Source organism: Actinoalloteichus spitiensis RMV-1378, assembly GCF_000239155.1.
Taxonomy (GTDB): Bacteria; Actinomycetota; Actinomycetes; order Mycobacteriales; family Pseudonocardiaceae; genus Actinoalloteichus_B; species Actinoalloteichus_B spitiensis.
Window position 1 is genome coordinate 1 of sequence record NZ_AGVX02000061.1, and the last position, 23340, is coordinate 23340.

The 23340-nt window shown below is 72.1% G+C and carries 18 protein-coding genes; 9 read left to right on the forward strand and 9 right to left on the reverse strand.

The features are described from left to right. The first annotated feature begins 752 nt into the window (after window positions 1-752). Window positions 753-962 carry a hypothetical protein gene (locus tag ACTIDRAF_RS0203050; protein WP_016697244.1) on the forward strand — a complete coding sequence of 70 codons (210 nt, stop codon included), beginning with the start codon at window positions 753-755 and terminating at the stop codon, window positions 960-962. An 85-nt stretch (window positions 963-1047) separates the two neighbouring features. On the opposite strand, the gene ACTIDRAF_RS0203055 is transcribed toward ACTIDRAF_RS0203050, so the two are convergent. The 4 genes from ACTIDRAF_RS0203055 to ACTIDRAF_RS0203070 all read right to left on the reverse strand — a co-directional run bounded on the left by ACTIDRAF_RS0203055 (window position 1048) and on the right by ACTIDRAF_RS0203070 (window position 3667). After that, entirely contained in the window at window positions 1048-1452 is a 405-nt protein-coding gene (locus ACTIDRAF_RS0203055; protein WP_016697245.1) for a hypothetical protein, read from the reverse strand. Between the two features lie 103 nt (window positions 1453-1555). Further along, window positions 1556-1927 (reverse strand): hypothetical protein, encoded by a 372-nt coding sequence (locus ACTIDRAF_RS0203060; RefSeq protein WP_157162812.1) that lies wholly within the window; start codon window positions 1925-1927, stop codon window positions 1556-1558. A gap of 88 nt (window positions 1928-2015) precedes the next feature. Further along, window positions 2016-2252 (reverse strand): DUF397 domain-containing protein, encoded by a 237-nt coding sequence (locus ACTIDRAF_RS0203065; RefSeq protein WP_016697247.1) that lies wholly within the window; start codon window positions 2250-2252, stop codon window positions 2016-2018. A gap of 590 nt (window positions 2253-2842) precedes the next feature. After that, window positions 2843-3667 (reverse strand): helix-turn-helix domain-containing protein, encoded by an 825-nt coding sequence (locus ACTIDRAF_RS0203070; RefSeq protein ID WP_016697248.1) that lies wholly within the window; start codon window positions 3665-3667, stop codon window positions 2843-2845. 323 nt (window positions 3668-3990) lie between these two features. Here ACTIDRAF_RS0203070 and ACTIDRAF_RS0203075 point away from each other — a divergent pair, with 323 nt between their 5' ends. Both ACTIDRAF_RS0203075 and ACTIDRAF_RS0203080 read left to right on the forward strand, forming a co-directional pair. Beyond that, complete coding sequence (locus ACTIDRAF_RS0203075; RefSeq protein ID WP_157162813.1) at window positions 3991-4833, forward strand: SAM-dependent methyltransferase; 843 nt, start codon at window positions 3991-3993, stop codon at window positions 4831-4833. 205 nt (window positions 4834-5038) lie between these two features. Further along, on the forward strand, window positions 5039-6340 hold the full coding sequence (locus ACTIDRAF_RS0203080) for a glycosyltransferase (RefSeq protein ID WP_016697250.1): 1302 nt from the start codon (window positions 5039-5041) through the stop codon (window positions 6338-6340). A 396-nt stretch (window positions 6341-6736) separates the two neighbouring features. On the opposite strand, the gene ACTIDRAF_RS0203085 is transcribed toward ACTIDRAF_RS0203080, so the two are convergent. Beyond that, a complete protein-coding gene (locus ACTIDRAF_RS0203085) occupies window positions 6737-8614 on the reverse strand; it encodes a carbohydrate-binding module family 20 domain-containing protein (protein ID WP_016697251.1) in 1878 nt (625 codons plus the stop codon). Window positions 8615-9044: 430 nt separating this feature from the next. Then, complete coding sequence (locus tag ACTIDRAF_RS0203090; RefSeq protein ID WP_016697252.1) at window positions 9045-9641, reverse strand: TetR/AcrR family transcriptional regulator; 597 nt, start codon at window positions 9639-9641, stop codon at window positions 9045-9047. A gap of 83 nt (window positions 9642-9724) precedes the next feature. Between ACTIDRAF_RS0203090 and ACTIDRAF_RS0203095 the strand changes: the two genes are divergently transcribed. Beyond that, complete coding sequence (locus ACTIDRAF_RS0203095) at window positions 9725-11596, forward strand: ABC transporter ATP-binding protein (protein WP_052168685.1); 1872 nt, start codon at window positions 9725-9727, stop codon at window positions 11594-11596. 80 nt (window positions 11597-11676) lie between these two features. Continuing rightward, complete coding sequence (locus ACTIDRAF_RS0203100; protein ID WP_016697254.1) at window positions 11677-12477, forward strand: NAD(P)H-binding protein; 801 nt, start codon at window positions 11677-11679, stop codon at window positions 12475-12477. A 61-nt stretch (window positions 12478-12538) separates the two neighbouring features. Here the strand turns inward: ACTIDRAF_RS0203100 and ACTIDRAF_RS0203105 are convergent, their stop codons facing one another. After that, entirely contained in the window at window positions 12539-13192 is a 654-nt protein-coding gene (locus tag ACTIDRAF_RS0203105; RefSeq protein WP_016697255.1) for a superoxide dismutase family protein, read from the reverse strand. 342 nt (window positions 13193-13534) lie between these two features. Here ACTIDRAF_RS0203105 and ACTIDRAF_RS0203110 point away from each other — a divergent pair, with 342 nt between their 5' ends. The 3 genes from ACTIDRAF_RS0203110 to ACTIDRAF_RS0203120 all read left to right on the forward strand — a co-directional run bounded on the left by ACTIDRAF_RS0203110 (window position 13535) and on the right by ACTIDRAF_RS0203120 (window position 20449). Further along, on the forward strand, window positions 13535-13921 hold the full coding sequence (locus tag ACTIDRAF_RS0203110; RefSeq protein ID WP_026065722.1) for a hypothetical protein: 387 nt from the start codon (window positions 13535-13537) through the stop codon (window positions 13919-13921). A 1-nt stretch (window position 13922) separates the two neighbouring features. Continuing rightward, complete coding sequence (locus ACTIDRAF_RS27005; RefSeq protein ID WP_016697257.1) at window positions 13923-16625, forward strand: DUF4132 domain-containing protein; 2703 nt, start codon at window positions 13923-13925, stop codon at window positions 16623-16625. 140 nt (window positions 16626-16765) lie between these two features. Then, window positions 16766-20449, forward strand: coding sequence for a S8 family peptidase (locus tag ACTIDRAF_RS0203120; protein ID WP_016697258.1), 3684 nt, complete (start codon window positions 16766-16768; stop codon window positions 20447-20449). Window positions 20450-20517: 68 nt separating this feature from the next. On the opposite strand, the gene ACTIDRAF_RS0203125 is transcribed toward ACTIDRAF_RS0203120, so the two are convergent. Both ACTIDRAF_RS0203125 and ACTIDRAF_RS0203130 read right to left on the reverse strand, forming a co-directional pair. Then, on the reverse strand, window positions 20518-21234 hold the full coding sequence (locus ACTIDRAF_RS0203125; RefSeq protein ID WP_016697259.1) for an MgtC/SapB family protein: 717 nt from the start codon (window positions 21232-21234) through the stop codon (window positions 20518-20520). Window positions 21235-21320: 86 nt separating this feature from the next. Next, window positions 21321-22343 (reverse strand): adenosine deaminase, encoded by a 1023-nt coding sequence (locus ACTIDRAF_RS0203130; RefSeq protein WP_016697260.1) that lies wholly within the window; start codon window positions 22341-22343, stop codon window positions 21321-21323. A 328-nt stretch (window positions 22344-22671) separates the two neighbouring features. On the opposite strand from ACTIDRAF_RS0203130, the gene ACTIDRAF_RS27010 reads away from it, so the two are divergent. Further along, a partial coding sequence (locus ACTIDRAF_RS27010) for a FadR/GntR family transcriptional regulator (protein ID WP_016697261.1) occupies window positions 22672-23340 on the forward strand: 669 nt, incomplete at its 3' end.

Here is a 23340-nt window from a genome sequence, read left to right on the forward strand (position 1 = left end):
GGGGGCCCAGCGAGCACCCCGCCGGGCGGTGCCAGCGGCTACGCGGGGACCCACCGGGCGGTGCCGCCTGCCGGTGCTCGGAGTCCGACCAGGAGCGGGACGGTGCCCAGCGACGTGGCCCCCTACCGGACCAGCACGCTGATCGCTCGGGCGGGGCACCCACCGGCCGCGAGGATCCGCCGGGCCGGGCCACGACGCGCCGATCACCACGGTCACCATCCCGGCGGCGGGCCACCGGGATGAGGTGTTCCCCGGGGAGGGCCGGGGCGGGCTCGCCGAGCTCCGACCCGCCCGGGCGACCGCGCGGTGTTCCGGCCCACCGGTCGAGGGCGGCACGGCCTCGATGGAGTGACGCCGGCGGGACCGGCTTGCCCTGGAGCCGCCCCACACCCGGCGGCCCGGGGGCAGGGGGGTGTGACCTCCCCCTGCTGGCCTGGACGGGGGACGCCCGGCCCCACCTCGGTCGCGGCCGCTGGGGAGGGACGGCTCCGTTCGTCCCAGTGCCCCCGCGCGCACGGCGGTCGCGGTCGGGTCCCTGGCGCGACACGGTGGACCGGTGGCGTGGCCGCACCGGCCAGCCGGGCCACGGGGGGACGTCGTCCCCGGTGGACGACGCGGGGACGAGCGAGCCGGTGGGCGGGGCGGGGTCCGCCCCGCCTGGAGCCGGACGCCGAAGCGGGCGCGGTTCCCGGCATACGGCCAGCCACGGGAGCGGTGGGGCGTGGACCCGCGCCCTCGGGTGGTGAGGCGGTGTGCCGATGTGGACCGAGACGACACCGATGGAGCCCATGCACCGGGTGCGGGAGACCGCGACCGGGACGGTGACGGTCTGGTGCGGGGCGGTGTTCCCCCGGGGCGAGGTGCGGGTGACCAGCTACGGCACCGGTGGCCAGCCGTGCCAACGGTGTTGGGAGGCGGAGCTCACGCACTGGTTCGACGGGGCGGGTCCCGATCGGCCGTGATCGCGCGGGCCGCCGCCACGCCGCTTGGGCGCGGCGGCGGGTGCGGTGGGTGTGGCGGCGCCTCGCGTGCCGGGGGTGCGGGGGGTCAGTACAGGTGGTCGGCGGCCTCGGCGAGCACGTCGGCCAGGTGGTCGACGCGGTCCCGGCCGAAACGGATCTGCCAGTCGGGCACGCCGGCGCCGTCGACGGACAGGGTCACGTAGTCGTGGTCCTCGACGTGGAGGACGAGGGCCGCGACACCGACGACGGGGTTCCACACCGACCACCGTCCCGGCTGCCGGTCCCGCACCGCCTCAGCGAGTTCGACGACCTGGTGCGGGTCCAGGCCGGCGGTGGCCTCGGGTAGGCGGGCGAGTCGGATCAGCAGCCGCCCGGAGCGGGAGATCTCCGCGATGCTGGACACGCCACGGCGCTGGCTGATGTGGTACCCGGGCAGCATGCGCACCCAGGAGACGGGCGGTTCCAGCAGGGTGGGCTGAGTCACGGACATCGCATCCCCCGGGATGGTTGGGCGGGTGGGACCGACCGGGTGTGGCGGGGGTGGTGGGGACTCGACCTGGGGTGGCCGGACCTCCACCGTCTGGTCGTTCCGGTCAGGACGACGCGGCGAGCCATCGCTGTCTGCCGGGTCGGGCCGGCACCCAGCATCCGCCACGGCTCAGTTCCCGGCGCCGGGCGCGGTGCGCCGTGGCTGGCTCCGGGAGGTTCAGCAGTTCCTGGATCACGTCGGCCGCCGGCCCGCTCGTGCGCCACAGCACCGTGCGGGGAAAGAAGATATCGGTTTCGTCCGCCGGCATCCTGACCGCCTGCGCGTCATCCTCCCCGTACAGCTGGAGGAGGTCGATGACACCGTCGTGCACGCTGATTCCGGTCACCGCGACCAGGTCACCGTTCTCGTCACGGGGGTGCAGGAATCGGAAGCCCCGCGCCATCATGGCTCGCAGCCTGTCAGCGATATCGGTCATGAACAAACCCATAACTGTCGGCGTTTCACGGCACGCACAACGTTGTGCGACATCGAGCGGTTGCGCGGCGACGCGTCGTCCTCCCTAGTCAGGACAGGACGTAGTCGAATTCGCCGTCCTTGGCCCCGGAGAGGAACGCGGCGATCTCGGCCCTGGTGTAGATCAGTGCCGGGCCGTCGGGATAGCGGGAATTGCGGAGCGCGATTTCGCCGCTGGTGAGCTTGGCGACCTCGACGCAGTTCCCGACCGCGCCGCTCTGCCGACTCTTTCGCCAGGAGACCCCGTCCAGGAGTCTGGCCGGTATCCCGTTGCGAATCTCGTCCATCGGACTCTCCCACCTCTCCGACTGCCACCGGAGGCCGGATGCACGTGCATTTGACCGTGCACCTAAAGCTAGCACGGCTCGTGCACACGCGTATGCACGTGCAGCGGGCTGGTGACGTAGATCACTGTAACGGGTCGTGTCCTGACGGACGCCACCGGGCAGCCCAGCCCCTCCCACCAGCGGATTCCCCCGAGAACACGGTATGGGAAAGCGTATACCCCCAACCACCGGATACCCGGTGCGACCGCCACCCGCACTCGAACGCCGGTGGCCGACCCTGCTGCCGTCCGCCCGGCGGGCGTGAGCACAGGCCGACCAGCGGGCCCCGGACCGGATACCGACCGCCGCGCCCCCGCCCCGGAGGTCGACGCCACCCACCGGGTCAGCGACCGCACCCCCGGCCTCGGCCCGACCACACGAACACCCCCACCGGTGCACACTCCCGCCTCCACGAGCCGGGCACCGGGAGGCGGAACCCCGGGCAGGGACGAGGGCCGGTGGCATCCGAGCGGCGTTCAACGACGCCGGCGTTCAAGCACTCGTCGCCGCCCGCTCCGCGCGGCGGAAGCCGCCGCCCGGCCGAGGACGGCTCAGCCGAGCCGGTTCCGCACCTCGTTGAGGATCTTCTTCGTCTGAGCGGGCGTGGCCGCGTCCAGGGTCAGCCGGTGGAAGACCTGGCTGTACAGGTCGATCTCCGCCGGCTTGTCCAGGTACAGCGCGCCACACAGGTGTTCGAGGTAGACGATGTCCGGCAACTCCGGCTCAGCGAACCGCAACATGGTGAAGGCGCTCTCGGCGGAGGACCCGCGCGGAGCGAAGGGCACGACCTGGAGCGAGACGTTCGGCAGCTTGACCAGTTCGAGGAGCTCCTCGACCTGCTCGCGCAGCACCTCGGGCCCACCGAGTGGCCGGTGCAGCACCGACTCGTCGATCACCGCCCACAACCGGGGCGGACGGGGATAGGTGAACACCTTCTTGCGCTGCATGCGCAGGTTCACCCGGCGCGACACCTCGTCCTCCGAGGCGTCCGGGATGCCGCGGCGGACGACCGCCCTGGCGTAACGCTCGGTCTGCAACAGGCCGGGCACGAACAGCACCTCGTAGGTCTGCACGCGGGAGGCCGACTCCTCCAACCCCACGTAGTCCTGGAACCAGCGCGGCATGAGGTCGCTGTAGCGGTTCCACCAGCCCGGCTGGTTGGACTGCCGCACGAGGTCGAGGAAGCTGCCGCGTTCCTCCTCCTCGTGCACCCCGTACAGGGTGAGCAGGTCGGCGACGTCGCGTTCCTTGAAACTGACGCGCCCGAGTTCCATCCGGCTGATCTTGGACTCGGAACCGCGGATCGCGTGTCCGGCGTCCTCCCGGGAGATGTCCCTGGCTTCCCGCAGCCTGCGCAGCTGGCCACCGAGGACCATTCGCCGCGCGGTCGATCCGCTGTGCGCGGATTCACCCGTGGCCACGCCACCTCCCACCAACCCACTGCCAGTCCAACTACCCGTCCCTACCGGATCGCGCTTACCCGGTCGAGTTGGGCCACTCGTGTTTCACCCGTTCGTATCAAGCTACACCGGGTGCTTCGGTCGCCCCGGTGGGTGACTCGTCATCCTGCTGGCCGGCACCGACCACGAGGGACGGTGCGCTCCACACGATCACGGAGGAACAGGAACCGGTGGCCTGCGTCACTGATCAGCACGTCTATCCTTGAGATCCGTGCCACGCCAGGAACAGTAGGTCTGCCATGCCACGTTCTGATGAACCAGCAGTCCACCAGTTCGTGCCGCCGCCGATGAACGGCGTACGAGCGAGCATGGCGCGGGTCTACGACTCGCTCCTGGGCGGCAAGGACAACTACGAGGCCGACCGCGAGGTGACCCGGAACGTGGTCGGGGTCTTCCCCGAGGCGCGGGAGGTCGCCCGCGAGCACCGGCGGTGGCTGGGCAGGGCGGTGCGGTACCTGGCCGGCAGCCGGGGCATCGACCAGTTCCTCGACCTCGGTTGTGGCCTGCCCGCCGACGAGAACGTGCACGAGATCGCGCAACGGGCGAACCCGGAGGCCAGGGTCGTCTACGTCGATGTCGACCCCATCGTCATCGCGCAGGGCCCGGCGCTGTTGGAGGAGAACGACCGCACCCACTTCGTCGCCGGTGACCTGGGGGACCCCGACACGCTCCTGGCCCACCCGACGCTGACCAAGTACCTGGACTGGGAACGGCCGGTGGCGCTGTTGCAGTGCCTGTCCCTGGTGTACCTGGGCGCCGACCGCCTGCCCCGGGAGGTGGTGCGCCGCTACGTCGAGGCGTTACCCACCGGGTCGTACGTGGCGATGAGCCACCTCCTGGACCCGGGCGACGGGGGGCCGGTCAGCACGCTGGCACGGGAGGTGTCGGCGGTGTACGAGGCCAGCTCGATGACGTCGGTGCACTTCCGGTCGGAGGCGGAGATCACGTCCTACTTCGACGGTCTCGACCTCGTCCGGCCCGGGCTGACCCGCCCGTCGGCGTGGTGGCCGGACGGCCCCCGGCTCACGCCGCCCCCGGAGTCGGACCGGGTGGTCGTGGTGGGGGTCGGCGCGAAGCGCTGACCGCCTGAGGGCCGGAAACCGCCGCGCGGCGTCCACACCGACCGGTGGGCCCCCGTCCCGGGGAACGCGGCCGCACCGGGAAGGATCGGCACGTCCCGGGGTGTGTCCGGTGACCCGGGTGCGTGCCCGTCGACGCGGGTGGGCTCCTCCCCGGCGACCGGGGGACGGACCCCGGACGTCCCGCCGAACGAGGGAGGAGGACGAGGTGGGTGACTACCTGCTCTGTTCCAGCCCGATCCACGGCCACGTGAACCCGCTGCGCGGGCTGGGAGCGGGCCTGGTTCGCGCCGGACACCGGGTGCGGATGCTGACCGGAGCCCGGTTCGCCGACACGGTGGCGGCGGTGGGGATCGAACACGTGCCGCTACCCGTGGAGTGCGACTACGACTACCAGCGGTTCGACGAGGTGTTCCCAGGGCGGGTCCCGCTGACCGGGATCAGGAAACTCGCCTTCGACTACGCGGAGGTGTTCGCGGCCTCGATGCCCGGCCAGTACCGGGCGTTGCGGACGGAACTGGACCGGGATCCCCCGGACGCGCTGCTGGTGGAACAGTCGTTCCTCGGGGTGCTGCCGCTGCTGGCGGGTCCGCCGGAGCACCGGCCGCCGGTCGTGGGCGCCGGCGTCTTCCCCCTGGCCCAGTCCAGTCGGGACACCGCGCCGTTCGGGATGGCGCTGCCCCCGCTGCGGTCGCCGCTCAACACGCTCCGCAACGCCGTGCTCGGGCGGGTCGCCCGCGAGGTCGTGTTCCGGAGGGCCCAGGACCGGGTGGACCAAGGGCTGCGAAGCCTGAGGCTGCCCCGGCTGCCGGAGTTCGTGCTCGACTGGCCCGTGCTCGCCGACCGGTTCGCCCAGTTGACCAGTGCCGGTTTCGAGTACCCGAGGAGTGACCTGCCAGCGTCGTTCCGGTTCGTGGGGCCGCTCCCGCCAGCCGGCCCCACCGACTGGACACCCCCGGGCTGGTGGCCCGAGCTCGACTCCGGCCGCCCCGTCGTGCACGTCACCCAGGGCACGATCGACAACGTCGACCTCGACCGCCTGGTGGGGCCGGCGGTGCGCGGCCTGGCCGGGAAGGACGTGCTGGTGGTGGTGGCCACCGGGGGCCGCCCCGTCTCGGCGGTGCCGGGTGCCGCCGCGCTCCCGTCGAACGTGCGGGTGGAACGGTTCCTCGCCTACGACCAGTTGCTGCCCAAGGTGGACGTGCTGGTCACCAACGGAGGCGCCGGGGGGACCCAGCAGGCGTTGGCGGCCGGCGTGCCGCTGGTCGTCGCCGGGGACAGCGCCGACAACCCGGAGAACGCCGCCCGGGTGGCCTGGTCGGGAGCCGGGATCGACCTGCGCACCGGAACCCCGCCCGCCGAGGCGGTCGCCGAGGCCGTGGCCCGGGTGTTGCGGGATCCCCGGTACCGGAACCGGGCGCGGGAGTTCGCCGCCGAGATCGCCGACTGTGACGCGCCAGCCGCGGTGGCCGCCGAGTTGGCCCAGGTGATCACCGACACGTCCCGGTGACCCAGGGGCCGCCGGCCCGGCACCAACCGGACCCGCCCGCACCGACCCTGACCCCGGCATGCCCGCGGCCTGACCAGGATGAGCCGGCCACCGGCACTCGTCGAGTTGGTCTTCGCGCGGGGCAGCTGCGGGAGAAGCGGTAGCCGCGTTCCCCCGACCACGGTGTCCAGTCCGTCGGGCAAGTCGGCGACGAGACCGACCAGGCGGGCTCGGCGCAGCCCGCCTGGTCGGGGTCCCGAATTCCCGCTGTCGGCCCACCACCTGGCGCGGCCACCCGGCCGGGCCGCCCGCTGGGTCGAAGGACTCGGGAGCGGACCGGGCCGGTTGCGCCCGTGGGGCATGGCCTCGGTGCGGGGTCACGGAGGTCGGCACGAGCGACGGCCGTGACCGCCCCATTCACCCCGTGGTGTCACCGAAGGTGCCGCTGAACGAACAGGAACCGCCGGTGGTGCCCCGGCGGTTGGCCCCCGGCTCCCACTCGACGTCACCACCGGGCGCGATCTTCACGTATTTGAACTCGAACGCGGTGTCGGCGGGCAGGGTCACCGTGGCCCGCCACACCGGGTAGTCCGAGGAGGACAGGTGCACGCCAGCACTCGGGTTCCAGCTCCCGAGCTCGGGGAGGTCACCGACCAGGTACACCTCCTGGCCGAACCAGGTGTCGGCCCGCACCCCGAACGTGCACTGCCCGGGTTCCCCGCCCGGCGGCTCCTCGCAGTCCTCCTCGCAGGGCGCGCCGGTCTCGCCCACGTGCAGGGCCAGGACGCCGTCGGTGGGGACGCTGGCCTGGAAGCTCCCGTCGCCGGCCACCGTCACCGAGGCGCCGGTGCAGGTGCCCTCACCGGTGGACCGGCTGCCGGTGGCCACGTCGCAGTAGGTGCCGGCGGGCAGACCGCTGCGGAAGGTCTGGGTGAGCGCGCCACCCCGGTTGAACACGGCGAAGCCCTCCTGCCCCCGGCCGAAGGCGATGGCCCGCCCGTCGTCCGAGGTCCACCGGTGGGTGAGGGGCGCGCCGCCCACCTGGTTGCGGAACCCGACCATGCCGGCGATCGCGGGTTCGCGGTGTTCGCACAACCACCCGTTGACCCCGCACTCGGTCGCGGCGGTGATCGCCCCAGCCGGGTTGCCCGGCTGCTGCCCAACGCTGGGCGGCCCCTGTTCGTTGTCGGTGAACCGGTAGCTGGACATCAGTTTCGGGGTGCCGAAGGGGTGGGCGACCATGAACGCGGCGGCGACCCGGTAGGGGCCGGGGTCGTGCTGGAAGACCAGGCCGGGGTCGGACCGCTGGGTGTCGTGGTTGTCGACGAAGACGACGGCGTCGTCACTGCCCACGGCCATCTGGTCGCCGAGGTCGTGCAGCCAGCCGAGGTCGCCGTCGCGCACGGCGGGGCCGACCTGGCGCTGGTAGCGGAACTCGGTGACCTGGCCGAGGTGCGCGTAGGCGGGGGGTGTCAGCTCGGGCGGGCCGCCGCCCTCGATGACCTCCTGGTAGATGTGGGGCTTGCCGCCGAAGTGCGGGACGTCGTCGAGCATCCCGTAGATGGCCTCGAGGTCGGCCTGCGGCACGTGTTTCGCGGCGTCGACCCGAAACCCGGCCACGCCGAGCCCGATGAGGTCGTTGAGGTAGTCGGCGATCCTGGCCCGGACGACGGGGTCGGCGGTGCGCAGGTCGGAGAGGGCGAGCAGCTCGCAGTGCCACACCTCGTCCGGGTCGTCCCAGTCGCCGATGTCGCGGCGGCAGTCGCCGAAGTGCTGGTCCTCGTAACCGCCTGCCGGGTACCGGTACTTGTCGAAGGTGTTCCCATTGCTGCCCGGGCCGCTGCCGATGGAGCCGCTGCCCGCCATGTGGTTCACGACGGCGTCCACATAGATCTTGACGCCCTGGTCCCGGCAGGTCTCGACCATGTCGGCGAAGTCGGCGCGGGTGCCGCGTCGGGTGTTGTCGAGCTGGTAGCTGACGGGCTGGTAGTCCTGCCACCAGGGGTGGTGGTCGTCGGGGAGGACGACGTGTTCCTGGGGAGGGGAGACCTGTACGCCGCCGAAGCCCGCCGGGCCGAGGACGTCCTCGCACTCCCGGGCGACCGAGTCCCACCGCCACTGGAAGAGGTGGACGAGGGTGTCGCCGTTGGCGTGGGCGGTGGTCCGAGCGGGAGTCGTGGGGGTGGTGGTCGGTTCGGTGCTGGCCGGGGCGTCGGAGGCCAGGACCGGGATGGACGAGGCGACCATGCTGGCCAGCACGGCCGTGGCGATCGTCGCGACGTTGCGAACTCTCACCGGTTCCTCCTTGGGGGCGGCGGGTTGCCCTGCCGGACCGGGCGGTTCCTCGGTGCACGGCACCCGAGGCACTGCAAGGATTTTCAGTTATGTGGTGAAGCTAACAGGAGACAGGCGGCCTTGGGAAGGCTGCGCCGGGAGCCGGGACCGCACCGGGCGGCACGGACGAACGGCCGTGCCGAAGTCGACGACCTGCCACGGGTAGCGGCAACCTGCGGTCGCCCCGCTCCACGTTCGCGGTGGTCGACCCACTCGAGCGGTGCAACTTTTTGCACCGACCGTGGCACCGGGTTTCGATACCCGGGATACCGCGGAGTCACCGGACGTGTCGCTCCCCCGAACGGGGGAGCGGGGAGCGCACGCCACCTACCCGGGCGCTCCGGGGAGATCGCGATGGCGGGGGCATCAGCTCCTGCCGGCAGGCCGCGCCTCAGCCGGTCGCCTGGTCCCCGGGGTGGAGCATGCGCTCCAACGAGCGCAGGCACTGTCCGAGGGCCTCGTGCCGGGAGACCCCGCACTCCCGCACGAAGGCCCAGGCCGCGTACAGCAGGGCCCACAGCGCCTGCTGCACCCATTCCGGGGTGAGCCCCCGGTCGATCGACCCGTCCTGGTGGCCCCGCCGCACCAGGGCCAACAGGGCGAGGTCGGACTCGCTCTCCTCGTGCCAGTCGAGCCCGGAGCTGAACTGCGGATCGGTGAAGACCAACGACAGCACGTCCCCCAGGAGCTCGAAGTACTCCCGGCAGAGCCGCACGACCGCCTCACGGGCCGGACCGACGTCCAGTTTGGCGCGGTCGGTGGCGACGGCGATCCGTTCCAGGGTGAAGGTCCCGATCGCTTGGACCAGGTCGGAGCGTTCGGGGAAGTAGCGGTGCAGGGTGGTGCGGCCCACCCCGGCTTCCCTGGCCACTTCGGAGAGGGAGGCCGAGGAGTCACGGCTGAGGACGACGACGGCGGCGTCGAGGATCGCCTGACGCGTGCGCGTACGCACTCCGGTCTCGACCACCTGATCTCCCGCCTCGGTCATGCGACGTACCGTACTCGGCCCCCAGCCGGAGCATAACGGAACTCGTTTGCCCAAAACGGAACATTCGTGTTCCACTACTGGACATGTCTGTGCTGTCCGTTCCGGATCGCTCCTCCTCGACCACCGGTGCCCCCCGCCTGCGCCTGCTGTGGTCCTTCGCCCGACCGCACTGGCGCGGCCTGCTGGGCGGCCTCGCCCTCGCACTCCTGGCCTCCGGGTTGGGACTGGCCACCCCGATGGTCACCAAGTGGATCCTCGACGCCCTGGGCGAGGGGATGTCGCTGACCGCTCCGGTGATCGCCCTGCTGGTCCTGCTGGTCGTCGGCGCGGTCGTCTCGCTGTGGCAGTGGATCCTGTTGGGCACCATCGGCGAACGCGTCGTGCTCTCCGCGCGGGAGTCGATGGTGCGCCGGTTCTTCGGCGCCCGGATCACCAGTCTCGGTGGCCGCCCCGCCGGCGAGCTCACCACCCGCGTGACCTCGGACACCCTGCTGCTGCGGGAGGCGGCGGCGTCCTCGGTGGTCGGGCTGATCAACGGCGTGGTCACCCTCGTCGGCACCCTCGTGCTGATGGCGGTGCTGGACCTGGTGCTGCTGGGGTTGACGGTGCTGGCGGTCGCCGTGGTCGCGGTGGCCTTCGCGGTCCTGATGCCCCCGATCGCCAAGGCGCACGAACAGGCACAGGAACGGGTGGGCAGACTCGGCGGCGCCCTCACCGAGGGCCTCCGCGCGATCCGCACCGTGAAGGCCAGCCGGGCCGAACGACGGCAGGCCGACCAGATCGTGCGCGAGGCCACCGAAGCGGCACGGTTCAGCGTGCGGGCCGTCCGCCAGGAGGCCGTCGCCTGGACGGTGGCCTGGTCTGGGATCCAGCTGGCGATCATCCTCGTGTTGGGCGTGGGGGCGTGGCGAATCGCTGACGGCGTCCTCGCGGTATCCAGCCTGATCGCGTTCCTGCTCTACGCGTTCGGCCTGATGGACCCGATCATGACCCTGAGCCAGAACGTCACCGCCCTCCAGGCCGGACTCGCCGCCGCCGGACGCATCCAGGAGACCCAGCGCCTCGAACCGGAGGAGCCCGAGCGGGCGCCGGCGGACCACCCCGCCCCGATGACCACCACCAGTGACACCCCGGCGCCCTACCCGTCCGGGAACGCAGAAACCCCGGTGGTAGGGCTGGTGGCGGTCACCGCCCGCTACGCGCCCGGCGCCGAACCCGCGGTGTCCGGTGTGGACCTGGTGATCCCCCGGCGCGGCCACACCGCGATCGTCGGCCCGAGTGGCGCGGGCAAGACGACGCTGTTCTCCCTGCTGCTGCGGTTCCTGGAACCCGAATCGGGTGAGCTGCGGCTCGATGGGCGCCCCTACCGCGAGTTCAGCCACGAGGAGGTGCGCGCCCGCTTCGCCTACGTCGAGCAGGAGACGCCGGTGGTGCCGGGCACGGTGCGGGACAACCTGACGTTCACCTACCCGGACGCCTCGGAGGACGAGCTGTGGGCGGCCCTGCGGAAGGTCCGCATGGCCGAACGGGTCGCGGAGATGCCCGAGGGCCTCGACACCCCGTTGGCCTCGACCATCGTGTCCGGTGGCGAACGCCAGCGGATCGCGCTGGCCCGGGCGCTGGTGCGCACCCCGGACGTGCTCCTGCTCGACGAGGCCACCGCGCAGATCGACGGCCTGACCGAGGCCGCGGTGCACGACTGCGTGCGGGAACGGGCCGGGGAGGCGGCCGTGGTGACGATCGCCCACCGGCTGTCCACCGTGATCGACGCCGACCTCATCGTCGTGATGGAGGACGGAGCGGTGCGGGCCCGGGGCAGCCACGAGGAGTTGCTGGCCTCGGACGAGTTGTACCGGGACCTCGTGCGGGCCCTCCGCATCGCCGCCCCCGAACCGACCGCACCGGAGCTGGCGGCCGGGTTCGACGACGCCCGGCGACTGACCACCTCCGGCTGACCGCTCCCGCCGCTGCCCCGCGTCCCACTCCCGTGCCCCCTCACCCGTATCGGACACACCGTCACCTTGGAGGACCACGCATGACCATTCTCGTGACCGGAGCGACCGGCAACATCGGACGACTGGTGGTGGACGCGCTGCTGGCCGCGGGAGCCGCCGACGTCCGCGCCCTCACCGTCGACCCGGTCAGGGCGGCGTTGCCCGCCTCCGTGGAGGTGTTCCGCGGCTACGTGGGACGCCCGGCCTCGATCGGGCCCGCGCTGAAGGGCGTCGACGCGCTCTACCTCGCCCCAACACCCCACACGGCCGAGGAGGTGGTGGGGCTCGCCCGGGAGGCCGGGGTCGAGCGGATCGTGGACCTCTCCGGGGAGGAGGGTTCCTGGTGGTACGCCGTGGCCGAGGCGGTGGAGAGGTCCGGAGCGGAGTGGACCCACCTCATGCCCGGCGACTTCATGTCCAACATCAGCATCTGGGCCGACACGATCCGCGAGACCGGGACGGTGCGCGACGTCGCGTTCCGGGCGGCGAGCGCCCCCATCGCCCTGGAGGACGTGGCCGCCGTCGCGGCGACGGCGTTGCTCCACGACGGGCACGCCGGCCGGTCCTACTCGCTGACCGGACCGGAGACCCTCACCCGGGAACGGCAGGCACGGCTCATCGGGGAAACCCTCGGCCGGGAGCTGCGGCTGGTGGAGCTCACGCGGGAGGAGGCCATCGCGGAGTTGACCGAGATGGGCGAGTACGCCGAGTGGTTCGTCGACGGCCTACTGGAACTGGTCGACACACCCGCCGAGGCCACCACCACCGTGGAGGAGGTCCTGGGTCGACCGGGAACGCCGTTCTCGACGTGGGTGCGCGACAACGTCGACCTGTTCCGTTGACGCGGATGGGCCGGGCGGTGCGTCCCCCGTGGAACCGGGGCGGCGCCGCCCGGCCCGTCGCTCAGCCCTTGACGACCCCGCAGGCGACCCGGTCGCCGGCGTCGCCGGTGGCCAGGGTGTCGGCGTCCGGGCCCTCCGGCGCGTAGCGCTCGGGGATGTTGCCGAAGTTGTCCGGCCCAGCGTGGACGATGAAGGCGGAGCCGTCCTCGTCCAGTAGGTCGGCGATGGTGAACCGGTCGGTGGTGGTGGTGAGTTCGGCGACGCCGTCCTCGGTGGCGAAGAGGCTGGTGAGGTCGCCCCCGTGGCCCGGGTGGTGCTGGTCGTCCCCGCTGCCGAGGTGGCCGCCGGCGGTGAGGAAGTCGCCGACCTTGTCCGGGTCGCTGGGGCTCTGGCTGTCCGGCTCGCACCGGCCGGTCTGGTGCACGTGGAAACCGTGGAAACCGGGTTCCAGGTCGGACACGGAGGCGACGATCTCCACCCCGCCCGCGACCTCGCGCAGGCGCACCGTTCCCACGTCGTTGCCGGCGGCGTCCACCAGCACGGCCGAGGCGGTGGCCCCGCCGTCGTCCTCGGCAGGGGAGGAACCGGCCGCCGAGGGCGAGTCCGGTAGCCGCAGTTCGTTTCTCGCCTCCTCCGAACCGCCGCATCCCGAGGCGGCGAGGACTCCCACGGTGAGGAGTCCGAGCAGGACCGGGGGACGTTTCGCTGACGACATCGGTGATACCCCTTCCGGGCAGGCCCGGCCGGCCCACGCCGACCGGTATCGGTGTGCCGCCGTCGCGTCGCTGGGGAAGCCGCGACGCACGGTGAAAGCGCCGGGGAGCCGCGACCGTCGGGGTCGGCGCCCCCCCGGCGCCGCCTGGTGTCACGCCACCAGTGGATCTCACGGGGAGTGCGTGGGTGATCACCGCAGTCATAGCAACCGGTGCGGCCGGGCCGCTCGTCGAAACCCGGATTCTCACCTGATCCGACGACAGGGGACGATGCGCGCGCCGCTGATCCGCCGTCCTCGACCAGCGGAACGCGGTTGTCGGCCACCGCCGTTACCGTCCGCGCCATGGCAGCGGTCACGATCGTGGACGAGAGCACCGGAGGCGCCGCCCCGTCCACCTGGACGTTGGAGTTCCTCGCGGAACGCGTCACCGTCCGGGAACTCATCCGGCGACGGGTCTACCAGGAGGTCGGCGAGTACCACGCCTCCGGCGGCGAGTTCCGCGGCCTGGTGCGTCCCACCGCCCGGGAACGCGCGCTCAACGGCTCTCCCGCCGGGCAGGGAAGGGTGGACTGGGAGGAGCAGGCGGACCTGGCGGAGAAGGCGTTCACCCGCAACGGGTTCGTCGTCCTGGTCGGGGACCGCCAGCTGGTCGACCTCGACGAGGAGGTCGACCTCACCGTCCACACCGAGGTGACCTTCCTCCGCCTCGTCGCACTGGTGGGGGGCTGAAATGTCGACGACCACACCACCACCGGGGCTGGTCGACCTGGCCCGGGACCCCTCGACCCACTACCGGTGGGTGGACGATCCGCTGGTCCCCCGGGTGGCGGCGCTCTCGCCCGAGGAGATGGACGCCCTCCACGGCCACCTCGGCGAACTCATGGCGGAGGACGCCCCCGGCACCCGCGAACGGGACCGGCTCCGGACCGTCCGCCTGTTGGTCACCGTCCTGCGGCACGTCCGGCAGGCCGTCGCCGGATGGCCCGAGCAGCGGGACGAGGCGGCCCACGCGGCCCTCACCGTGCTGGAGCGGTTCCCCAGCGCCCGCGTGCTCGACGCGGGCGCCGTCTCCCGAGGCGTGACCAGGATCGTCGTCGACCACGACACCGCGTTGGCCGCCCACCTCTTCGCCGAGGTGCTGCGCCGTCTCGAGGTCATGCCGTCCACCACCGACGACGCCCTGTACCTCCACCTGCTGCGGGACAACCTGCTGATCGAGGGCGTCGGCGGCTCCTGGCTCGACGAGGACCTGCTGCTGGACTGGCTCGGCGGCTGCTTCTCCCTGGCACTGCCCTTCGCCGCGCTCCCTGTGTTGCGGCGGGCGGGGGCGGCTCGCCGTCCTGAGCTCGTGGCGCTGCTCCGCCGTCACCGGCTCGACGCCTACGGCCCTCGGGACGTCCCCGTCCTCCCGGAGGAGGGCCGATGGCCGCTGCTCAACGTCGGCGAGGCGTGGAGTGAGGCGGCGACCTCCGACATCGACGCGCTGCCCGAGCCCGAGCGGGACGCGCTGCGCGCCCTCGTGGCGCACGCGCTGACGGCGACCACCGCCAAACCGACGGCGGCCTGGAAGCGCATGGCGCGCGAGCTGCTGTCCAGGCCGGGCGCCGAACGGTTCCCCGCCCTGTTCGTGGCCTGGGGTTCGCGGGTGGGCCGGGCGCGCACCCTGCCGTTGCGACCCTCCACCTGGTACTCCCAGGACGTGGGTTCCCTGCTCGACCCGCACAACGTCACCGCGCTGCGCGGGTTGTGCTGGCTGGCGACCCTGTGCCCGCCCGCCGAGGGCCTGGAACGCGTCCTCGGCGGGATGGTGGAGACCGCCCTGCGCAAGGCCCCGGGTGTCGGTCCCCGCTCACCCCGGCTCGCCAACTCCGCCGCCTACGCCCTGTCCGCACTCGACGGCGTCGCCGCCGTCGGAGAACTCGCCAGGCTCAGCTCACGGGTGACCTACAAGGGGACGTTGAAGGAGATCGACAAGGGCCTGGCCCGCCGCGCCGAGGCCCTGGGGATCAGCAGGGACGAGATCGAGGAGCTCGGCGTACCCACCTTCGGCATGACCGAGGTCGGCACCCTGGAGGAGCGGTTCGACGGCGGCGCCACCGCCCGGCTGCTGGTCGGGACCAACTCGGCCACCCTCAGCTGGACCAGCGCCACGGGCCGGCCGGTCAGGTCCGTCCCGGCCCAGGTCCGCGCCGACCACCCCGAGGACGTCGCCCGGCTCCGGGGCACGGTCAAGGACGTCACGAAGATGCTCACCGCCCAGCGGGACCGGCTCGACCGGCTCATGCTGAGCCGCCGGAGCTGGCGGTACGAGGGGTGGCGGGACCGCTACCTCGACCACCCCCTCGTCGGGGTCCTGGCCCGCCGGCTGGTGTGGTGGGTGGGCGGTACCTCGGCCTGCTGGTTCGACGGCCGACTGGTGGACGTGGACGGTGCGGAGGTGCCGGCGGAGCCGGCCGCCGAGGTGCGGTTGTGGCACCCGGTCGAGGACGAGGTCGAGCGGGTGCTGGCCTGGCGGCGGTGGCTGGAGGACCGCCGGGTGACCCAGCCGTTCAAGCAGGCGCACCGGGAGGTGTACCCGCTCACCGACGCCGAACGCGCCACCGGCGTCTACTCGAACCGGTTCGCCGCCCACATCCTCCGCCAGCACCAGTTCCACTCGCTGGCCACCGTGCGGGGCTGGCGGAACCAGCTGCGGCTCATGGTCGACGACTCCTGCGAGGCACCCTGCCGGGAGCTGCCCGAGTGGGGGCTGCGCGCGGAGTTCTGGGTGGAGGGCGTCGGCGAGGACTACGGCACCGACACCACCGAGAGCGGCACGTTCCTCCACCTCGCCACCGACCAGGTGCGCTTCTACCCGCTGGACGCGCCCAGGAACAGCCAACACGCCTGCGGTGGGCCGTACTCGCAGTGGGTGGGCCCCGACCAGGAGCCGACGCCGCCGGTGCCGTTGGCGGAGGTGCCGCCGCTGGTGCTCAGCGAGGTGCTGCGGGACGTGGACCTCTTCGTCGGGGTGGCGAGCGTGGGCGCCGATCCGACCTGGTCGGACGGCGGCCCGGCGGGCCGGTACCAGGAGTACTGGCACTCCTACGGTTTCGGGGAGCTCTCCGCGACGGCGCTGACCCGGCGGGACCTGTTGTCCCGGGTGGTCCCCCGACTGGCGATCGCCGACCGGTGCTCCCTGGACGGCCGGTTCCTGCGGGTGCGCGGTGACCTGCGGAGCTACCGGATCCACCTCGGGTCCGCGAACATCCTCATGGAGCCCAACGACGAGTACCTGTGCATCGTGCCCACCCGGCGGGACGAGAGCGGCGGATCGGTGTTCCTGCCCTTCGACGGGGACCGCACGCTGGCGGTGATCCTGTCGAAGGCCTTCCTGCTGGCAGCGGACACGTCGATCACCGACAGCACCATCACCAGCCAGCTCCGGCGATGACCCAGCACCCGCCGTGATCGAATCATTGCTCGGAGCACTCAACCCGCTGCCCTGGTCGCGGTGTGTTCGGTGTGAAGGGCTCGTGATGAGCCCGGCCGGCCGGTGAACACCGGCCGGCCCACCGAACGGAAGGACACCAGGTGCGAACACCCCGTGTTCGGCTCGGCGCCGGTCTCCTCGCCGCGCTGCTGCTCACCACCCCCGCGGCAGCCGGCGCGCACGAGACCGACCCACCACCCCCGACCACACCCGTGACGTCACACGCCGACGGCGCGCCGTTGAGCATCACCCTGATCACCGGGGACACCGTCCTGCTCCGGCAGGGCCCCGACGGGCTGGTACTCGCCGGGTTCACCTCCCCACCCGAGCGGCGCGGCACCGGCTACCACCAGGAAACCCGCCAGGGACGACTCGTCGTCATCCCCGAGGACGCCCGCCGCGCCGTGATCTCCGGGCGACTGGACGAACGGTTCTTCGACCTCACCGGACTCGTCGACCAGGGCCTGACCGACGACCGCCGGGACAGCCTCCGGGTGATCGTCGACGAACCCGCCGACGGCCCACGCGCGTTCGCCGCACCCGAGGTCGCCGAGCACACGCAGTCCTTCCCCGACCTGGGATTACGCGGCCTGGACATCGCCCACGAGGACCTGACCACCTTCTGGCAGGACCTCGAAGGCGGTGAGGGTCCCAGCGTGCTCAGCGCCCAGGACGACACCCGGGTCCTGCTGGACGGGCGGGTGCGCGCCACCCTCGACCAGAGCCGGGACCTCGTCGGCGCCGGCGAGGCCTGGGACGCCGGCCACACCGGAGACGGCGTCACCATCGCCGTCCTCGACACCGGCTACGACACCGAACACCCCGACCTCGAAGGCCGGGTCGTCGCCGCCGAGAACTTCTCCGACGCCGAGGACGTCCAGGACCGCAGCGGGCACGGCACGCACGTGGCCGCCACGATCGCCGGCACCGGAGCAGCCTCCAACGGCCGCTACGCCGGCGTCGCCCCGGACGCGGACCTGGTGGTCGCCAAGGTCCTCGACGACCAGGGCCAGGGCTGGACCACCGACATCATCGCCGGAGCGGAATGGGCAGTCGAGCAGGGCGCGGACATCCTCAACCTCAGCCTCGGTGCCGAGGCGTTCCCCGAGGGCGACCCCCTCGTGGAGGCGGTCGAGGAACTCTCCGCCGCCACGGGGGCGCTGTTCGTGATCTCCGCCGGCAACAGCTACGGGCCGGCCACGATCGGTTCGCCGGGGGTGGCCGAGAGCGCCCTGACCGTGGGCAGCACCACCAAACAGGACGAACGCAGCGACTTCTCCAGCCAAGGCCCGGTGCCCTGGAACTTCGGGCTGAAACCCGAGATCGCCGCCCCCGGGTCCGACATCGTGGCCGCCCGCGCGGCGGGCACCCTGGAGCACTACGCGGTCGACGAACACCACGCGTCCCTGTCCGGCACGTCGATGGCCGCCCCGCACGTCGCCGGCGCCGCCGCCCTGGCACTCCAGGCCAACCCCGACCTCGACGGCCAACAGATCAAGGCACTGCTCACCGGCAGCGCCGAACCCCTCCCCGGGATCGACGTCCACGGACAAGGAGCCGGCCGCCTCGACATCGCCCGCGCCCTGGAGCAGGGGCCCCGCGCCGAACCCGCCACCCTCGGCTTCGGATTCCACGAGTGGCCCCACGACGGGGAACCGGTGGAACGCACGATCACCTACACCAACCCCACCGACACCGGGCTCACCCTGGACCTGGACCTCACCGTCAGCCAGGACGACGGCACCCCCGCACCCGACGGCCTGCTGGAACTGGCCACGGACGAGGTGACGGTGCCCTCTGGTGGAACGGCGACGGCCACGCTGGTCCTCCGGCCCACGGCCGAACGGGTCAGCACCATCACCGGTCGGCTCACCGCCACCACCGACGGGGCCCGACTCGTGACCCCGGTCTCAGCGATGGTCGACCAGGAACGGCACGAACTGTCGGTGTCGGTCCCCGACGAACTCACGACCGCTAACCTGACCATGTCACTGGTCGTGCAGAACACCGAGACCGGTGACGTTGACGAGGCCCACACTTTCGATGTTCGAACCAGCCTCCGGCCCGTGCCGGGACGGTACCGCGTCGTCACCACCGTCCACGACCACCTCCCGAGCGGCGAGCTGGAAGCGACCTACGCCGTCGACGAGATCGAGCTGACCGAGGACACCCACCTCACGATCTCGTGGGAGAGCCGGAGACCGGTCGAACTGGTGCCCGAGGAGGAGGGCGCTCGTCGCCATGTGGCCACTGACGGGTACGAACTCGAGAACTACGCCCGGGTCGTATCGGGTTCTCCGCCGTCTCGGACCTTCGTCATCGATGCCGCTACCGAGGTCGACGGGTTCCGGTTCGTGGACGGGGGGACATGGACAGCCCCATTGGCTCATGTCGACATACCCGGCCATGACCTGGACATCGAGGTTTGGGAGAGGCTGGACGGCCCGCAGGGGACGGTCTCGGGGCCTCTGGTCGACGTCACCTCCGCCCCGGTCACGGAGATCCCTGACCTGACGGGCAGCATTCCCTTCCTGGGGCCGGAGGCGGAGCTGGAGCCGGACGAGGTCGTGCCGTTCGCGCAAGCGCTGATCGACCGAGGTGCTGAGGTTCTGCTCTCGGGCATCTGGGTCCAGGAGGAGATCGCGCTGCCGTACGTCGAGGTCGATCTCCTTTCCGGGCGTCGACTCGCGGATCTCCTCGCACGCGAGGGAACCGTGGACGCGGTCATCGAGGGCCGCGAGTTCAGCCCCTACGCCTACTTCCTGCTGGAACCCCACGAGGGTGGTTTCCCGCCCCCGGGGCGTCGCGTGGTACGCGACTCCGCGCTGGCCAGGGTCGAGAGCACTTACCACAATCCCCTGGCCGAGACCGGGATCACGAGCCTGACCCGGATGGTCTGGCGGGACGGCACGTACGTGACCCACCAGTGGGTATCGACGGTGATCCCGCAGGTCCGCACCGAGTACCTGTCCCCCGGCCTGGAGTGGTCGACGGAGATCTCGTTCCCTGGCGAGGGTGGGCAGGGTGTCGGCACGCTGGTGTCCCCGCAGACCCTGCTGGAGGCGGGTGACGAGCGGACCGAGACCTGGTACCGGGGTCCGATCGGCCCGGCGCTGCCCGACCAGGCCCTGGTCGACTGGAAGGAGCGGGGGTGGCGGCCCCCCGCCGTGCGGGAGGACGACCTGCTGCGATTCCAGTTGTCCATGTTCGGCGACAACGATCCCCGCCACGCCAACTTGGTCGACCTGCGGTACGCCGACGACATCGGTCGGATGGTGCTGAGCCGGGACGGCGAGGTCGTGGCCGAGGCCGACACCCCCGGACTGGCCGACCTGGAGGTCCCACCCGGACCTGGCTGGTACGACCTGGCCGTGGACGCCGAACGGACCAGCGAGATCTGGGCCGCTCCCGGCAGGGTCCACGGCCAGTGGCGGTTCCACTCCACCGGGGCCGACGAGGTGCTCCCCCTGCTCGACATCCGCTACGACCTCCCCCTCGGGTTGACCAACGACACCCCTGCCGGCGAACCGCTCGCCGGAACGGCCACGGTCGTCCACCAGACCGGCGCCCAGGAATCCCCTGTGGTCGATCTGGGCGTCGACGTCTCCTTCGACGAGGGCGAGACGTGGGTGCCCGCCGAGGTCGACCGGGACGGCGAGGGCTGGACGCTGGTCCTGCCCGGTGCCGGGGAGCCAGGCGACCTGGTCTGGCTGCGCGCCACCGCCACCGACGAGGACGGCAACTCCGTCACCGAGACGATCGAAGGCGCCTACCGGCTCCGCTGAACCAGCAGGACGCGGGCCGGGAGGGGCACCCCTCCCGGCCCGTTCCACACCCGGAACAGGCCACCGGGTCACAGCCGGGGAGCGGCATCGGCGCCCCCGGCGACGTGCAGGACGCCGGGCAGACCGCTCAGTTCCCGCACCAGCTCCTCGAGCGACCCCCGCCCCCGCAGTTCGACGACCACCACGACGGTCCGGTGGTCCTCCGCGCGGTCCTCGTACTCCACGTGCAGGTCCAGCACCGTCCATCCCCGGCTGGTGCAGGCGGAGAGTACGCCGCGCAGCACACCCCGGCCCTCCAGGTAGCCGATGCGGACGCTGCTGGGCTGCCGCCACGAACCCCGCAGGTGCCGTCTCAGCCACGGGAAGCCGGCCACCACCAGGAAGTGGGCGGCGGTGGTGGCGACGGCGAGGACGAACAGGCCGCCACCACTGGCCATGCCGACGGCGGCTGTCACCCACACCGATGCGGCGGTGGTCAGGCCCTGCACGGCGTCCCGGCGGACGAAGATGAGCCCACCGCCGATGAACCCGATTCCGGTGAGGATCTGGGCTGCCACCCGGGACGGGTCGAGCATGACGTCGTCACCGAGGACCGAGGTGAACCCGTGCTGCGAGACGATCATGAACAGCGCGGTGCCCAGGCCGACGAGGCTGTGCGTGCGCAGGCCGGCGCTCTTGGCCCGGACCTCCCGTTCGAGTCCGATGAGGCTGGAGAGCAGGAGGGCGACGGCGAGCTCCCCCAGCAGGGGGACCTCACCAAGTCCGGACGACACGGGACCCGCCACCCCGGGGACGCTAACCCGGCACCCCGGCCCCGGCGACCGGGCACGCGCCCCCTCGCCCGGTCGAGTGACCACGGGACGCGGCGGGGTCAGGCGGCGCCGTGCTCCCTGGCGTAGGCGTCGAGCTCGTCGAGGAAGGCGTCCCGCCGACCGGCCGCCAGCCAGGAGATGGTGAAGGCGTTGCGCTGGAGGGCCACCAGGTCCGCCTCGTCGAGGTCCAGCTCCCCGGCGAGGGCGACCAGGTTCTCGCTGACGTAGCCGCCGAAGTAGGCGGGGTCGTCGGAGTTGACCGAGACGGGAACCCCCCGGTCGAGCAGGGCGCGGATCTCCGGCGCCTTCATGCTGGCGGTGACGACGCCGTTGGAGATCGGGCAGGCGGTCAGGCCGATGCCCCGGCGCAGCACCTCCTCGACCAGCGCCTCGTCCTCCAGGATGTTCAGGCCGTGGTCGATGCGGTCGACCCCGATGACCTCCAGCACCTGGCGGAGGTGTTCGGTGGTGTTCTCCTGGTCGATGTCGCAGTGCATGGTCAGCAGGTAGCCCTCGGCCCTGGCCCTGGCGAACACGGCGGCGAACTTCTCCGGCGGGTTGCCCTTCTCGTCGGAGTCGAGGCCGACGCCCACGATCCAGTCCTTGTAGGGCAGCGACTCCATCAGCGTCGCCATCGCGTACTCGGCGGAGAAGTCCCGCAGGAAGCAGAGGATCAGCTCGGCGTGCACACCGAGGTCACGCTGGGCGTCGACAACGCCCTGCCGCAGCCCCCGCACCACGGTCGGGAAGGGCACGCCCCGCGAGGTGTGGGCCTGCGGGTCGAAGAAGATCTCGGCGTGGCGGACGTTCTGGTCGGCCGCCCGTCGCAGGTAGGCGTAGGCGAGGTCGCGGAAGTCCCGTTCGGTCAGCAGCACCCGCATCCCGTCGTAGTAGACGCCGAGGAAGGACGGGAGGTCGTGGAACCGGTAGCTGGCCCGGAGTTCGTCGACGTCGGCGAAGGGCAGTTCGAGCCCGTTGCGCTCGGCCAGCTCGAACTTGAGCTCGGGTTCGAGGGTCCCCTCGATGTGGACGTGCAGTTCGGCCTTGGGCAGGCCGGCGACGAACTCGGCCGAGACGGGCACGGCGGGCTCCCTCCGTGGTCGTGCCCGGCCGTCTTCGGCGGCCGGGGTGGTCGCGGCCGGTCGGCCCGCTCGGGACGGACGCCCGGCGTGCGGACAGATCCGGATCGTACGCAGGAAAACCCCTGATCACGCGGTGGGGTGAGGCGTGGGCGCCGGGTGGCGACCGGCGGTGGCGGCCCGGGCACGGAGGGCTGTCGATCCCCGGTCGGTCGCGGTGTGAGGCGAGCCACGCGCACCTGACATTGGTCAGACCAAGCCTTGACACCGGCGGGGCGCGCTGCCTAGCGTCTCGACCGAGATTTGGTCAGACCAATGTGGGGAGGCCGGGGTGGAGCCGCACCTCATCACCCTCGTGGACGCGTTGCGCCAGGCCGCGACCCCCGAGGAGCACACCGGGCGGCTCCGGCTGCCTCCGGAGCGGGAGCTGGGTGCCCGGCTGGCCATGAGCAGGGCGACCCTGCGCGAACAGCTCTCCAGCCTGGAGATGTTGGGCTTCCTGCACCGCACCCAGGGCCGGGGCACCTACCTGGAGGTGCCCGACGCCAACTTCATGCGGCTGTACTTCAGCCTCGCCATGCGGCTCGGGCACATCAGCGGACCGCAGTTCGAACGGGCCAGGGAACTCCTCGAACTCTCCGTCGCCGCCGAGGCCGCCACCCTCGCCTCCCCCGAGGACGTGCGGGCACTGCGCGCCGACGTCGACACGATGGTGGAGGCCTCGCGGGCCGGGCGGGTCGAGGCGGCCACCGACGCGGACTTCACCTTCCACCACCGGCTGTTCAGGATCGTCGACAACCCGATGTTCGACTTCCTCCACGACGGCATCGGCTACGTGCTGCGGGACGAGCTGACCGGACGGCGGGCCGCCGCGTTGGCGGCCGAGCGCCGCGCCGGCCGGGACGGCTGGGAGACCGACCACGTCCACTACGAGGTCGTCGACGCGATCGAGGCCGGCGACCCGCAGGCAGCGCGGACGGCGATGGCCCGCCACTTCACC

Coding starts and splice junctions, on each gene's coding strand:
- ACTIDRAF_RS0203105 (WP_016697255.1), bottom strand. CDS start 13,192: ATGTCGTCAGCGAAACGTCCCCCGGTCCTGCTCGGACTCCTCACCGTG.
- ACTIDRAF_RS0203090 (WP_016697252.1), bottom strand. CDS start 9,641: ATGACCGAGGCGGGAGATCAGGTGGTCGAGACCGGAGTGCGTACGCGC.
- ACTIDRAF_RS27005 (WP_016697257.1), top strand. CDS start 13,923: ATGTCGACGACCACACCACCACCGGGGCTGGTCGACCTGGCCCGGGAC.
- ACTIDRAF_RS0203065 (WP_016697247.1), bottom strand. CDS start 2,252: ATGGACGAGATTCGCAACGGGATACCGGCCAGACTCCTGGACGGGGTC.
- ACTIDRAF_RS0203100 (WP_016697254.1), top strand. CDS start 11,677: ATGACCATTCTCGTGACCGGAGCGACCGGCAACATCGGACGACTGGTG.
- ACTIDRAF_RS0203055 (WP_016697245.1), bottom strand. CDS start 1,452: ATGTCCGTGACTCAGCCCACCCTGCTGGAACCGCCCGTCTCCTGGGTG.
- ACTIDRAF_RS0203075 (WP_157162813.1), top strand. CDS start 3,991: ATGCCACGTTCTGATGAACCAGCAGTCCACCAGTTCGTGCCGCCGCCG.
- ACTIDRAF_RS0203060 (WP_157162812.1), bottom strand. CDS start 1,927: ATGACCGATATCGCTGACAGGCTGCGAGCCATGATGGCGCGGGGCTTC.
- ACTIDRAF_RS0203095 (WP_052168685.1), top strand. CDS start 9,725: ATGTCTGTGCTGTCCGTTCCGGATCGCTCCTCCTCGACCACCGGTGCC.
- ACTIDRAF_RS0203110 (WP_026065722.1), top strand. CDS start 13,535: ATGGCAGCGGTCACGATCGTGGACGAGAGCACCGGAGGCGCCGCCCCG.
- ACTIDRAF_RS0203070 (WP_016697248.1), bottom strand. CDS start 3,667: ATGGTCCTCGGTGGCCAGCTGCGCAGGCTGCGGGAAGCCAGGGACATC.